The organism is Longimonas haloalkaliphila, from assembly GCF_055379825.1.
This window is the reverse complement of the sequence record NZ_AP043948.1, coordinates 1,959,599-1,973,353: the sequence shown is the minus strand read 5'-3', so window position 1 is coordinate 1,973,353 and position 13,755 is coordinate 1,959,599. Positions and strand designations below refer to the sequence as shown.

Sequence of the window (13,755 nt, the reverse complement as noted above, 5' to 3'; positions counted from 1 at the left end):
GATTCATAAGGCACCCATACCGACGCAAGAGCTAAACGACTTATCAGCTTCTTGACTTGGTATACAACACCAGTATTCTGGCGGAACGCATGTCTGCATTGACATCTCAGACTTCGGCAACGAGATTGACGCAGGAGATTCTTGAGAGCTATCTTGCTTCCTTGAACCTCACGCCGCTACGTTGACACAGTAACTTGTATACTGCTCCAACAGCGGAATGGCTTCCTCTTTAAGGCTTATGCTGTTACCATTAAAGGGGACACGCATCGTTGCATACTGTAACGTTCCTCAGACTGAGATTTGGGGACAGGACCGGAGAAGCCATTATGTTGCTTACCCGATCCGAATCTGGCCTGAGATATTTGGAATGTGCTTTTACGCTACTTTATACTACAACACATTTTTATACTGCAACACATTCCCTTGAGTTAGCTCTTTTGCAGCTACTCTCTTCATTGTGCTTTTTGTTGTAACCTAATTATAGGCTCACACTACAGCCATACACCATCTTCACAGTATTAAGATCCCCAATGTCGGGATTAAGGCAAGGTGCTCTTATGGATGAGTCTCTACAACAAACGTGCACGTACCCCTGCCTCTCCCCGCTATTCGTCCTGTCTTCAAGGGTATCCTGCTACAGGATGGCTAACCGTTCTCCGCCATGCAGCCAAACAAGAAACGCACCGTACACCTGCGGCATCTCCTGAAACCTGTATCTACCCAACTGCTATGAGTAAGGCTTTCTGATTCGTGCCTTCCCTCTTATGGACTTACCGTCTACGCTCTCTTCGCCCGCAGCATCGCCGCGCGCGTTGCTGCCCTCCAGCAATCTTACAGCGCTTGCCCCTGACATCCGCTCGGTGTGGCGTATCAAGCTGTGCTTGCTACACACCGTTATCTTCCTGGGCATCCTGTTCTATGCAGTCACCCGTTTTTTTTCGGGAACCGACTGGACCATGCTGCTCGGGATCGTGACGGGCGTTCTCATCTGCATGGTTCTGTACATTGTCGTGTGGCCACGCTGGCGCTACAACGCATGGGGCTATGAGCTGCACGAAGATGAGCTGGTGCTTGAATATGGCGTCATCACACACGTGCGCACCGTGGTGCCGCTGCGCCGCATCCAGCACCTCGATGTGTCGCAAGACATCTTTGAGCGCGAGTTTGACCTTGGGCGGCTGATCATTCACACGGCGGGCACCCGGTCAAGCGATGTAGTGATCCCTGGCCTCCCTCTTACCACCGCCGAACGCATCCGCGACGAGGTCAAGCAGTATATTCTAAATGATCCACTAACTGAAGATGTGCTGTAGCAGCACGCCACGCCCCATCCAATGCGGTAGCCTGTAATGCGGTAGCCCACGCTTCTGACGCTTCGTCCACCCCCGTTATGTCCCCTACACCTCCTGGCGCTGACCTACCTTCCAATCCTGCATCTTCCGATGCCCCTACCGACCGCCCTGCCTCTTCCCCGGTCTCGGACGGTGCGTCGGATAACGCAACCAACGGAGCCAATGTGAATGCCACGGCCCCTGAAGACGGTGACGTATCTGCCAGTGACGCGTCTGAGAACGCATCTGAAGACGATAACGGGCTTCTGGGAGCCGTGCGCGAGCCGCAGCGTCTGCATCCCCTTACCCTGTTTCTGCGCTTCTTGGCCAGCCTGCCCGCTCTGGCACTGATTCTGCTACCTACGCTCACCAATCCAGACTCAACGATCTGGATGCCCCTTTTTCTGGGGGGCGTGTATGCCGTCTTTGCTATTCCAGCGATTATTCTGCAGTATCTGCGGTTTAGCTACCGCATCACCCCGCGTCAGATTGTGATTCAGAGCGGGGTCATCAACCGGCAGAATCGCAGCATCCCGATCGAGCGCGTCCAGAACGTCGAAATTGAGCAGCGCCTACTGGCGCGGTTCCTGAACCTCGCACAGGTGCGCCTCGAAACCGCAGGTAGCGCGTCTACCGAAGCAAGCATTGAGTACGTGAGCCTCCGCCAGGCTCATAAGATCCGTACGGCCGTGCGCACCTATCAGCGGGCCGCCGACGCCCAGGCCAGCGATCCGGAATCAAGCTCCGACAATCCAGAGGAAGCGGCCCCGCTCTCTGAAACGCTGTTCTCCATGTCGCTACCTCATGTGCTGCTGGCCGGCGCTTTTCGCTTCTCGCTCTTCTACCTCGCGGTAATTTTCTCAGTCCTCCAGTTTGTAGATCCGGAGACCCTGACCAACTGGTTTCTACTCTCACAGGACCGTATCGATGTCGTTGTCGAATCGATGTACGACTCGCCTGTTCTTACCGTGCTCACTACCGTCATCCTGGCGGCGCTCTTGGGCTGGCTCTCCGGCATCCTGCTCACCCTGAACCGCTACTACGGCTTCAAGCTCTGGATGGAGAAAGGCAAACTGCGCAAACGCCACGGCCTGTTCACCGTCACCGAAGGCACCATCCCACTGGCCAAGGTGCAGGTAATGATCGTGCAAACCACACCGCTAATGCGCGCTTTCGGGTGGTATACGCTTGAGGTACAGACCATGGGACTAAACACCGACCAGCAGGGGCAGCGCGTCGTTGCTCCTTTCGCACGCTGGTCTACCGTGCTCGACCTCGCAAACCATGTGCGCCCGCTCGACCTACCCGAAACGTTTGAGCGCGTGTCGCCCCTCACGATCCGCCGCCACTTCCTACGGCGCCTGGGCGTGCTGCTCGCTGTACTGGCTCCCGCTGTCTACTTCTGGCCAGGCGGCTGGTGGCATCCGTACGACATCGCCCTGCCATGGTGGGGACTCCTCGCCGTGCCAGCGCTCGGCGTAGCCGCTTATCTGCACTACCACTATCATCGTTATGCTATCGGGCACGATGGCCTGTACGTGCGCCGTGGCGTGCTGCGCCACTACCTCTGGATGATGCCTATCAATCGCTATCAGGTTTTCTATGCTACCGACAGCGTGCTGCAGCGCCGCCTCCACCTCAAAACGCTCTTCGTAGATACCGCCGGCGCATCCGCCTTTGCCTACCCCGACATTATCGACGTGGAGGCCCAGGCAGCAGACAACGCCGTTGATACGCTCCATGGCCAGTTTCACTCGCTCTACCGGTCTATGGTCGCCACCGCCACAGCCCCTCCTGACAGCACTGACTCCAGACCGTATCTCGTCGATCCAGACACCGTGCCGCGCGCGTTACCGCTTCCTCGTGACTCTTCCTCATAACCGCCCCAATCGCCCTATGTCTGACGCTCGCCAGAGCGGACTCCTCGCCCACATTACCTCACTGCCTAGCCCATACGGTATTGGTGATCTTGGCGATGGGGCTTATGCCTTTGCCGATCGCCTTGCGTCGGCCCATCAGCAGCTGTGGCAGGTGCTTCCCACCGGACCCACCGGCCCCTCGGGGTCACCCTACAGTAGCCGATCAACCTTTGCCGGAAGTCCGCTTCTCATCAGTCCCACCCCCTTGCTCGATGCAGGGCTCGTCACCGAAGATGAGGTCGCTCCGCTACGTAACCTGCCATCTGACCGGGTCGATTATCACGCGGTGTATGAGCACAAAAACCGGATGCTCACCGCAGCCTTTAAGCGCTTCGATAATGCATCTGCTACAGCGAAGACCGAGTTTGCCCGCTTCCGCAACCGGACCGCCCACTGGCTCGACGACTATGTGCTCTACCGCGCGTTGCGCACCGCCCACGGCGGTGTGCCCTGGACAGAGTGGCCCGCTCCGCTTGCACGCTACGACGATGATGCCATCGCTGCCGCCCGCGACGAGCATGAAACGGACTGCCGCAAGCATGCCTTCTGGCAGTTTCTCTTCTTCCGGCAGTGGAATACCCTCAAGGCCTACTGCGCACAGCGCGACATTCAGTTTTTTGGGGACTTGCCTATCTATGTAGCGCACGATAGCGCCGACGTGTGGGCCAATCAAGAGCTGTTTCGGTTGGATGCCAACGGTCAGCCCACAGCAGTAGCAGGGGTGCCACCCGACTACTTTAGTCCCGAAGGCCAGCGCTGGGGTAATCCGCTCTACCGCTGGGACGCAATGGCCGAGCGCGACTTCGCGTGGTGGACACGCCGCATGTCGCACGTGCTTGACCAGGTCGATCTACTGCGTCTCGATCACTTTCGCGGCTTCGACGCCTACTGGGCCATTCCCGCCACCGCAGAAACCGCCGTCGATGGACACTGGGAAGACGGTCCGGGTGCATCGTTCTTTGCGCACCTGCAGCAAGAGCTGGGAACGCTCCCCATTGTCGCCGAGGACCTCGGCGACATCACCGACTCGGTCTACGAGCTGCGCGATGCCTTCGATCTGCCTGGCATGGTCGTGCTGCAGTTTGCGTTCGAGACGGACGCCGACAATATCTTCCTGCCCCACAACTACCCGCGCAATACAGTCGCCTACACCGGCACGCACGACAACAACACGCTTCAGGGCTGGTGGCACGACGACGCCACCGCCCGTGAACAGGAGTACGCACGCACATATCTCGACCTGGAGCATGCCCCCTCGGTCGAATACGCAGCACAGCGCATGCTGTGGGCCTCCGCCGCCGACCGTGTGGTTATTCCCATGCAAGACGTCGTCGGACTTGGCTCGGACGCACGCATGAACGTCCCTGGCACAGACAGGGGTAACTGGAGCTGGCGCATGTCTGAGGCGCTGCTCGATCATGACGGATTCGACCGCCTGCGCTCCTGGACGCAGGCATACGGGCGTGCCCCGTCCACAGATAGCACCAAGACAGATGCGTCATCTGCCCCAGAAGATGCTGACACCGCCCTGTCTTCATCTGAGGCCTCGGAGACCTGAGGCCCCTCCAGCATACTGAACTGTACGCCCCAAAAAGGAGTGCAAACGCTCTCTGACTGTTCGGCTTCTCCACACTCGATAATTAAGACAACGAGACGCGCACGTGCCGAAAAAGCACATGTGCGTCTCTTTTGTCGTACCGGCGTGTACTCTCCGGTGCTCTATCAGAATGCAATACAGGATGAGCGATATGCACGGGGCGGTGCCCGCTTGCTATGCGTCTCCGCACGTAGGCGAAAGGCGCACCTGCACGTCCCACGACCGACCAAGCGCTTCAATGAGCGCCTCCTCTTCATCGGTGATCGGTCCGTCGGCGCGGGCTACACAATACAGATCATCAAGCACGGCCAGGCGCTGCACATCCGGAAGGGCTTGCTTGAGCGTACGCACCACGTCTTGAATGAGCGCCTGGTCGGATGCGGCATAGACCTGCAGCGCCGTACGAATAACGTCTTCAATCGCCGAAGCGTCCAGATCGGGATGCCATGGGCCCAGCCGTTTCTTCACCATCGCTACCTCGTCGCTGTTGAGCTCGTGGTTGCCGGCGTGGGCTACGGCCACGAACAGAAAGGCCAACTCGTGTATCAAGCTCCAGTCCTCGTCGCCCGACTGCACCGCTGCCGTCGTGTTGTCCATGAGCTGCTCACCAAGCGCCTTGTGCCCCCACGTTTTCGCTACGTGTGTAATGAGCCCCTGCTCGTGTTGCAAGAGCACACCGTCTGCCTCCGCGATGCTCACAAGCCCCTTCAGAATGTCGCCGTGATGGTCGGGGCTGAACTCATCAGAGAGCCGTTCCACAGCCTCCGCCACCTCGCGATCGGGGGCGTCGCCCTCTGACAGCAGCGTCGCCGCTTCTATCAGCGTTTCGCGCACATCGAGGCTGTACCCTGCCGCCCAGGGTGCCAGCGCCTCTTGCACCGACACCGCCTCTGCATCCGACAGGCTATCGTCGAATCCATAAGCAGCGGCCATGTACAGAAGCGCAATATCGTGAGCAGGGGTCCAGTGAGCGTCAGGCATAACAATAGAATACTACGATGAAGAAGGGGGCGAAGCAGCCCGCAGTGCATCAGCCAGTTCACGATCTACGTGCTGCCATCCGCCCTCATCATACCAATTAAGCAGTTCGTTCACAATCTCCATCTTATCCTTTCCATCGGCATTTAACGCATCGTAACGGTCTTGCGCAGGTTCCGGCCGCGGCCCCCACGTAAAGCGTACGGTACCGGCTTCACTGAGCACGGCCAGCTTAGGAATGCTTCGCGAACCGCCCGTCAAGAAGCGGTCCATCAGATCCAAGTTCTCATCGCGTAGCACAATGCGCAGGTCGATGTCGGGATGCGCTTCGACAGCCTCCGCAATAACCGGAAGCGAGAAGGCCGAATCGCCACACCACGGCTCGGTGATCACCATCCAGGTCTGCGGCGCATCAACGGCACCGAGCGCTTCCTGGAGCGTCTCAGACGGAGCGTAGCTGTCGTGTACCATCGCCTGCCGCTCGTAATTGTAGTTCAGGTAATGCTTCATGCGACGATCGCCCGCATCGGCATCATCGGGGAGCGGCGCGTTGCGCTCGGCCTCCCAGTACGCCATGTACTCATCGTACGTCATGCCGTCGCGCTGCACGCGCTCCAGGTCAACGGTCTGGGGGGATGCGGTAGATTGGATATCAGACATAATGTGCGGATGCTATATGAGTAAAGGTGTGAACAACGGGGGGAGCCTCTCTTTGCAGGTAGGCCTGTGTATCCGGCCCTGGGCTGCCGTTACACGCCAGAACGTGCTGAAACCGTCCACACAGGCCAATGCACTACTTCTTGGATTTCTTGGATGTAGTCGTCTTACGACATACGACCGGTAGCGCGTCCCAGGTAGGTCTGCAGGTACACCTGTGCGGTGTGCCAGCGATCAAGCGCTATAGGCTCGCCCCACACGTCGAAGTCGCGGCGCTCGACCTCGCTAAGCACCTCCAGAGCGCCGAGCCACCAGAACTTGAGACGCCACTTCGGGCGCCACGAGAGACGGGTAAGGGCCGAGTGGCCCTGTGCCAGTGCATCGCGCGCACGGATGCTCTGCTTCCAGAGCAGCTTACGCACCGGCTCGGTTACAGACGCCCGGCGCAGCTCCCGTACGGAGGTCCCAACCTGCTCGATGTCGCTCAGAGGCACGTACAGTCGGTCGTCAGCCAGATGCTGTGGCAGATGGGTTACCATGGCGGTATAGAAAAACCCACGGCTCAGATGGTCGGTCGCACGCTTGAGCGACCCGGCCCCCGGCACCAGCCCGGCCAGAAGCCGCCCGTGCGGAACGATCCAGCGATCCAGAAAGCGCTTCAGGTCGGCGCTCGTTTCGTAGCGTACCGGCGGCTGGTGACGCTTCAACCCGTTCACCTGCGCAGCCAGATAGCGGCGCTTTAGTCCATGCTCACGGCACGCCTCATACGCCGCCTCTGACACAGCATCGGGCACCAGGCGCAGGCGCTCGCCCGCATCGGCTGCCTTGCAATCTACGTTGAGCGCCCGCTCTGAGGTGGGGGCCGCGTCGCGCAAAGCATCGTGCCAGTCCCAGAACGCCTGTGCGGCGGTGCGTGTGGCACGCGGCCATCCGCTCTCGTACGGACGCGGTAATTCGGTATCGGGCACAGGCACGGCGAGAGAGCGGTTTGGTGAGGCAGTGATAAGGTGTATCGCGGTATCACGCAACATCTCCATACGACCAACCGGGCCTGTCGTTTGCGGGCATGGCTCCCCTGCACAGAGATTCACAAGCTCTGTTTCGCATCCGAATAGGGACTGTAGAAACCCCGTTCGCATCCACAAAAAACACCCCGACTCGTAGTGAGCCGGGGCGTTAGATCGTACATGACCTGAGTGCACAGCAATGCACTATGCATCCAGCTATTTGTTTAGCTGTATTTTAGCTATGCATCCAGATTTTCAATGATGCCCGCTGCGCCCATGCCACCGCCTACGCACATGGTGCAGAGGCCGTAGCGGATGCCGCGGCGCCGCATTTCGTGCAGCAGCGTTGCAGTGAGCTTGGCGCCGGTGCAGCCCAGCGGGTGGCCCAGCGCAATCGCGCCGCCGTTTACGTTGACGATCTCCGGATCGAGCCCCGTTTCGCGAATCACCGCTACCGCCTGCGCAGCAAAGGCTTCGTTCAGCTCAACCAGTCCGATGTCGTCGAGCGAGAGGCCCGCCTGCTTGAGTGCTTTCGGGATGGCCTCGACCGGGCCAATGCCCATCAGCTCCGGCGCTACACCGGCCACGGAGAAGCTCACGAGGCGTCCGATCGGGTCGGCGTCGAGGTCGGCGAGCTTCTTCTCGCTCACTACTATGGTCGCGGCGCCACCGTCGGAGCGCTGCGAGGCGTTGCCCGCCGTTACGCTACCGCCACGACGAAAGGCCGGACGCAGTCCGCCCAGCGCGTCCATGCTGGTGTCGAAGCGCGGCCCCTCGTCGGTGTCGAAGGTGGTCGATTGCTCGTGCACCTCGCCGTCGTCGTAGTGGCGAATGTGCACGTCGAGCGGGACGATCTCGTCATCGAAACGTCCGCTCTGCACCGCATCAGCGGCGCGTTCGTGCGAGCGCAGCGCAAACGCGTCTTGGTCTTCGCGCGAGATGCCATACTTATCGGCCACGTTCTCGGCGGTGATGCCCATCGACACAAAGTAGTCGGGGTCGGTCTCTGTAAGCTCCGGGTCGGGCTGAAAGTAGAAGCCGCTCATGGGCACGTGGCTCATGGATTCGGCACCGCCTGCCACCATCACATCGGCCTGTCCGGTTACGATCGCCTGCGTGGCCATCGCAATGGTCTGCAGGCCCGAGGAGCAGAAGCGGTTCACGGTGGCGCCGGGCACGTGGTCGGGCAGCCCCGCTTTCTGAGCGATGGCGCGGCCCATGTTCATGCCCTGCGGGCCTTCCGGAAAGGCACAGCCCATGATCACGTCCTCAACATCGTTTTTGCTCAGTCCGGGCACGCGGGCCAGTGCGCCTTTGATCGCTTCGGCGCCCAGTTTTTCAGGGCGCGTGGTGCGCAACGTGCCGCGGTCCGCCTTGCCGACGGCGGTGCGCACGCTGCTGACGATAAATGCTTCGTTGGTTGCTTGCATAGTTGAATGCGTTGGATTTGTTAATGGATACGAGCAGGCGTCTTAGTTCCGCAGTGGCTTGTTGTGCTTCAAAATGTGCTCCACGCGCGCCTGGGTTTTCTCTTCGCCCAGGAGACTCAAGAACACCTCCACCTCCAGGTCGAGCAGGTACTGCTCATCGACCTCTTGCGGGGCACTCAGGTCGCCGCCCGTCATCACGTAGGCCAGCTTGTGCGCCAGGAACTGATCGTACTCGCTGATGTAGCCGCCCTCCTTGTACTGATGCAACGCTACGTCGAAGGCGGCCCGTCCGGGCTCGCCCAGCACCTTGATGCGGTCGAGCGTGGGCGGGGGCAGGTAGCCCTGCTCGCTCTTGGCAATGACCTGCTGCTTCGCTACGTGCAGGCGGCGCTTGTCGTGCATCACGAGGGTTGTGTGCTCCGGCAGGATGCCGTTGTCGATCGCCTGGTGGGCGCTCTCGGCGACTTCCGCCATCGCGATCGTCTCAAAGTAGCCACGCAAGATCGCCTGGATGTCGCTCGGGTGGTCGCTCGCTGCGCGCTGATCGGCCCATGCCGCCATGCGCATGGTGCCGGTACCCGCAGGAATGAGCCCCACGCCCAGCTCTACGAGCCCGATGTAGGTTTCGAGCGAGGCCACCGGCTGTGGACACGCCATGGCCATCTCGCAGCCACCGCCCAGCACTTTCTGATGCGTGGCCACCACCACGGGCTTGGTGGCGTAGCGCACCTTCTGGATCGTCTGCTGAAACTGTTTGATGTAGGCGCCGATCGCCTGAAAGTCGCCCTGCAGGGCCGACTCCGCCATCTCGCCGAGGTTAGCGCCCACGCTGAAGTTCTTGCCTTCGTTGCCAATGACCAGTCCGCGCAGGCTTGGATCGTCTTCGACCCGGTTGATGACCTCCTGCAGCCCGTTCATCACCTGCTGGCCCAGCGCATTCGCTTTGGAGCGGAACTCAAAGAGCGCCACCCCATCGCCAATGTCGAGTAGCGCCGCCTCGTCGTTCTCCCACAGCGTACGGTCGGCATTGGTTTTAACGGATGCGAGGGTGAGTTCGTCGCGTGGAGCCGCGTCGTCAATGTACGTGGCATCGCTTGGGCGGTAGACCTGCTGCGCACCATCATCGGTCCGATAAAAAGCAGCATCGTCTCGGTTCGCGAGCGCGTCGACCCAGTCAGGCACCATACGATCCTGGTCGGAAAGCGCATCGAGGACCCGCTGAACCCCCAGCGCATCCCACATTTCAAACGGACCCATCTCCCAGCCGAAGCCCCATCGGATGGCACGGTCGACGTCGGCGGGGTTGTCGCTAATTTCGCCGATACGGTTGGCGCTGTAGGCCAACAGGTCGAGCGTCGTTTCGCGGAAGAAGTGGCCTGCGCGTCCATCGTCGTTCCAGAGCGCCTGCAGGCGGGAAGTCAGATCGCCCGCCTTCTTAATCGTGCGGATGTCGCCGAGGTCTTGCTCATCGGCAGACGTGTACTCCAGCGTATCCGGATCGACCGACTTAATCTCGCCATCGTCTTTTGTGTAGAATCCGGCCCGGGTCTTCTGCCCCAGTTTGCCTGCCTCCACCAGCTTCTGAAGCAGGTCAGGCGTATGGAAGGCCTCGCGCTGTTCGTCGCCTTCGACCTTGTCGTAAAGGTTCTGCGTGACGTCCAGCAGCACGTCGAGGCCCACCAGGTCAGCGGTACGGAAGGTCGCCGACTTCGGGCGCCCGACAAGCGGTCCGGTGAGGGTGTCGATCTCCTCGATCGTGTAGTCGCCGTCGGTGAAGAAGCGCAGCGCCTGCAGTTGCCCGTACACGCCCACGCGGTTGCCGATAAAGTACGGCACGTCGTTGGCAACGACGATGCTCTTGCCCAGGTGCACGCGTCCAAACTGCGCCACGCGCTCTACGAGATCGGGCGCGGTATCAGCTGTCGGAATCAGCTCAAGCAGTTCCAGGTAGCGCGGCGGATTGAAGAAGTGCGTGCCCAGAAAACGCTGCTTGAACGCATCGGAACGCCCTTCCGCAATCTCGTTGATGGGCAAACCGCTGGTGTTGGTAGAGATGACCGCATCATCGGCGGCATGCTCCTCGACCCGCTTGTGGATGCTGCGCTTGATGTCCATGCGTTCCAGCACTGCCTCGATGACCCAGTCGGCCTCAGCGATGCGCTCAAAGTGATCGTCGAAGTTGCCCAGCGTAATGCGATCGGCGGCCTCGTCGTTTACAAACGGGTCGGGACTGGCTTTGCGGGTCTGCTTGAAGCTCTTATTGACGACGCCGTTCGGATCGTCGTCGCCTGCAATGTCGAGCAGGTGTACGTTGAGTCCAGCATTGGCCAGGTGGGCAGCGATCTGTGCGCCCATGGTGCCTGCGCCCAGCACCGCAGCCGTGCGAAACGGGCGATGCGTGGTGGGCGTGGCCACCTGCAGAGAGCGGGTGGATACGGATGTCGTTTCCATAAGAACCTTCAGTCGGTTAAGTGAGCGGGGGAATGTCGTCTGAGTACAGGATCGTCTGAGCACAGGGAGAATGCGCCAAAAGAGCACTCACTGGCGTAGATGCCAGCTTAACGGTGTTAACCTACAAAGTATCTCTTAAAGATGGAAGCGCTTGCAGCTGGTTTTATGCGGTTTTACTTGGTATTCCAGCAAGCCGATGCTACAGACCGAGTGTAAGGGGCCGGGTGCAGGGGGCTGCAATGCCCCCTGCCACGGTATCCTGCGTGATGGCCGGATCTACGGCGCATGATCTAAAGCGTTACGACAACGGTGCCGCGTTCTGTGCGATTCACCGTTCCGTCGTCAGCGTCGTAGAGCGCATCGATGTCATCGGCATAGGTATCGTGCACGACCGGGCGCTTCACCTTGAGAGTCGGGGTGAGCAGCCCGGACTCTGGGGTTAGTTCGTCGGGGATCAGCACGAATCGTTTCACGGTCGACCAGTGATCCATGCCTTTGTTCGCATCTTTGACCAGATTGGCCATCGCCCCGTAGATCACGTTGTTCTCTAACAGGTCCGAGAAGGGCGCGTCTTCGTCGAGCCCCTCACGCCGTGCGACGGAACGCACCTGGTCTTCATTGGGGAAGATCAACGCGCTGCAGTACTTGCGTCCGTTCCCTATCACGACGGCTTTATCGATCAGCGCCTCGCTTCCCAGCGCATTTTCGATGGGCTGCGGGATGACGTATTTGCCCGTCGAGAGCTTAAAGAGCGATTTCTTTCGGTCGGTGATCATAAGGTTACCCTTGGCATCAAACTTCCCGATATCGCCTGTGTGAAACCATCCGTCGTCGGTGAGCACCTTTTTCGTCTTCTCGGGCGCTTTGTAGTAGCCCTGCATCACGTGCGGGCCGCGCGTCAAGATCTCTTTGTCGTCGGCAATGCGCACCTCTACGCCCGGGAGCGGCTCGCCAACGGTGCCTGGCATATTGCGCTCCGGCCGCGTAAAGCTGATGACCGGACTCGTTTCGGTGAGTCCGTAGCCCTGCAAGATCGTAACACCGGCGGCCGCCATCAGATTGGCCAGGTTCGGCTGTAGGGCCGCGCCTCCAACCACGATGTACTTGACCTGTCCGCCAAGCGCGGCGCGCCACTTCTTGAAGACCAGCTTGTCCGCGATGCCAAGCTGCAGGTTCTCCATCAACGACGGCGACTGCGTCATGTCATAGTTTTCCGCGAGGCCAAGCGCCCAGCTTCCGATCTGGTGCTGCGCGCCTGTCATATCCATTATTTTCTTCTGGATGCCCGCGTACACCTTCTCCAGCACGCGCGGCACCGAAGCAAACGCGGTGGGCTGCACGACCGGAAGCGCTTGCACGAGGTTGTCTGGGTGCGTGAAGTACACGCTGGCGCCGATCCACATAAACCCGTAGTGCAGGGCCCGGGCGAAGATGTGCGTCATCGGCAGAAACGAGATCACTGTCTCACCGCCAGCGGCCTTCTCCAGTCCGGTCAGCTCATTCAGCGCCGTCGTGGCGTTCGATGAGATATTCTGGTGCGTGAGCATAACCCCTTTCGGCATGCCGGTGGTGCCACTCGTGTAGATGAGCGTAGCCAGGTCGTCGGGGCTAATTTGCGCACACAGCTTTTGCGCAGCCGCTGCGCGGTCGGTGGTCGTGTCGCGTCCGATGGTCCGCACCTCGTCCATCGTATGCAATGCGACCTCGTCAGGCAGCTCAGGGTCGATATTTCCATCGCCCTCTGCAAGAATCACATGATCGATATTGGGCAACTCGTCGAGTAGATGTGCAGCCTGAGACAGGCGTGCGTTGTCGGCCACGATCAGGGCACGCGCTTCCGCGTGCTCCATCACATAGGCCATCTGTTCGGGGCCGTGCGACAGGTAGATGGGCACGTCGATCAACCCCGCGATCAGGCAGCCCATATCCGCGAGGCAGAAGTTAACGTCGCTCTCCAGCAGGAAAGCCACCTTGTCGCCCCGTTCCAGTCCAAGCTCCCGCAGGCCCAGTGCCAACTCTTCGGACTGCACGCGAAAGTCGGGAAGCCCCATGGGCTGCCACTTCACCGGAGCCGTGGGCTGGTTGAACGAGCGGGGGTTAGGATAGCGCTCGGCCGCTTCATACATAAGGTCGGGCAATGTCTTTCCCAATACGGGATCTCCCGAAGATGGAGGGGCGGTATGGATCGGTCCAGGCATAGATGCAGAGGGATTTAGTTACGTGGTGAACGGTCTGTAGAGCTTCTGACAGGGTCGTGTTACAGGCTGTGCTGCATTCGTACTCATTCATGCTGCATTAATGTTGTATGGTACCCCGTAGCACAATAACGCCTTATGGTGTATTTAATCTATGGTGTTACATGATCTATGATATCAGAATGCGGGC

General features: G+C 59.9%; 9 protein-coding genes. 3 read left to right on the top strand and 6 right to left on the bottom strand.

Features of this window, described 5'->3' with window-relative positions; translation table 11 throughout:
- The first annotated feature begins 764 nt into the window (after positions 1-764).
- The 3 genes from ACZ48V_RS07695 to malQ all read left to right on the top strand — a co-directional run bounded on the left by ACZ48V_RS07695 (position 765) and on the right by malQ (position 4,808).
- Positions 765-1,313, top strand: coding sequence for a PH domain-containing protein (locus ACZ48V_RS07695; protein ID WP_464538168.1), 549 nt, complete (start codon positions 765-767; stop codon positions 1,311-1,313).
- 77 nt (positions 1,314-1,390) lie between these two features.
- Positions 1,391-3,211 carry a PH domain-containing protein gene (locus ACZ48V_RS07690; protein ID WP_464538167.1) on the top strand — a complete coding sequence of 607 codons (1,821 nt, stop codon included), beginning with the start codon at positions 1,391-1,393 and terminating at the stop codon, positions 3,209-3,211.
- Positions 3,212-3,227: 16 nt separating this feature from the next.
- Positions 3,228-4,808, top strand: coding sequence for a 4-alpha-glucanotransferase (malQ, locus tag ACZ48V_RS07685; protein ID WP_464538166.1), 1,581 nt, complete (start codon positions 3,228-3,230; stop codon positions 4,806-4,808).
- A 213-nt stretch (positions 4,809-5,021) separates the two neighbouring features.
- Here the strand turns inward: malQ and ACZ48V_RS07680 are convergent, their stop codons facing one another.
- The 6 genes from ACZ48V_RS07680 to ACZ48V_RS07655 form a co-directional block, all read right to left on the bottom strand.
- Positions 5,022-5,828: a TerB family tellurite resistance protein gene (locus ACZ48V_RS07680; RefSeq protein ID WP_464538165.1), complete on the bottom strand. Its 807-nt coding sequence runs from the start codon at positions 5,826-5,828 to the stop codon at positions 5,022-5,024.
- 12 nt (positions 5,829-5,840) lie between these two features.
- Entirely contained in the window at positions 5,841-6,485 is a 645-nt protein-coding gene (locus tag ACZ48V_RS07675) for a thioredoxin family protein (protein WP_464538164.1), read from the bottom strand.
- A gap of 164 nt (positions 6,486-6,649) precedes the next feature.
- Positions 6,650-7,456: a squalene/phytoene synthase family protein gene (locus tag ACZ48V_RS07670; protein WP_464538163.1), complete on the bottom strand. Its 807-nt coding sequence runs from the start codon at positions 7,454-7,456 to the stop codon at positions 6,650-6,652.
- A 272-nt stretch (positions 7,457-7,728) separates the two neighbouring features.
- Complete coding sequence (locus ACZ48V_RS07665) at positions 7,729-8,919, bottom strand: thiolase family protein (RefSeq protein ID WP_464538162.1); 1,191 nt, start codon at positions 8,917-8,919, stop codon at positions 7,729-7,731.
- Between the two features lie 42 nt (positions 8,920-8,961).
- Positions 8,962-11,370, bottom strand: a complete 2,409-nt coding sequence (locus tag ACZ48V_RS07660) for a 3-hydroxyacyl-CoA dehydrogenase/enoyl-CoA hydratase family protein (protein ID WP_464538161.1) — start codon at positions 11,368-11,370, stop codon at positions 8,962-8,964.
- Between the two features lie 290 nt (positions 11,371-11,660).
- Positions 11,661-13,568: an AMP-dependent synthetase/ligase gene (locus tag ACZ48V_RS07655; RefSeq protein WP_464538160.1), complete on the bottom strand. Its 1,908-nt coding sequence runs from the start codon at positions 13,566-13,568 to the stop codon at positions 11,661-11,663.
- Between the last annotated feature and the right edge of the window lie 187 nt (positions 13,569-13,755).

Coding starts and splice junctions, on each gene's coding strand:
- ACZ48V_RS07695 (WP_464538168.1), top strand. CDS start 765: ATGGACTTACCGTCTACGCTCTCTTCGCCCGCAGCATCGCCGCGCGCG.
- ACZ48V_RS07690 (WP_464538167.1), top strand. CDS start 1,391: ATGTCCCCTACACCTCCTGGCGCTGACCTACCTTCCAATCCTGCATCT.
- malQ (WP_464538166.1), top strand. CDS start 3,228: ATGTCTGACGCTCGCCAGAGCGGACTCCTCGCCCACATTACCTCACTG.
- ACZ48V_RS07680 (WP_464538165.1), bottom strand. CDS start 5,828: ATGCCTGACGCTCACTGGACCCCTGCTCACGATATTGCGCTTCTGTAC.
- ACZ48V_RS07675 (WP_464538164.1), bottom strand. CDS start 6,485: ATGTCTGATATCCAATCTACCGCATCCCCCCAGACCGTTGACCTGGAG.
- ACZ48V_RS07665 (WP_464538162.1), bottom strand. CDS start 8,919: ATGCAAGCAACCAACGAAGCATTTATCGTCAGCAGCGTGCGCACCGCC.
- ACZ48V_RS07660 (WP_464538161.1), bottom strand. CDS start 11,370: ATGGAAACGACATCCGTATCCACCCGCTCTCTGCAGGTGGCCACGCCC.
- ACZ48V_RS07655 (WP_464538160.1), bottom strand. CDS start 13,568: ATGCCTGGACCGATCCATACCGCCCCTCCATCTTCGGGAGATCCCGTA.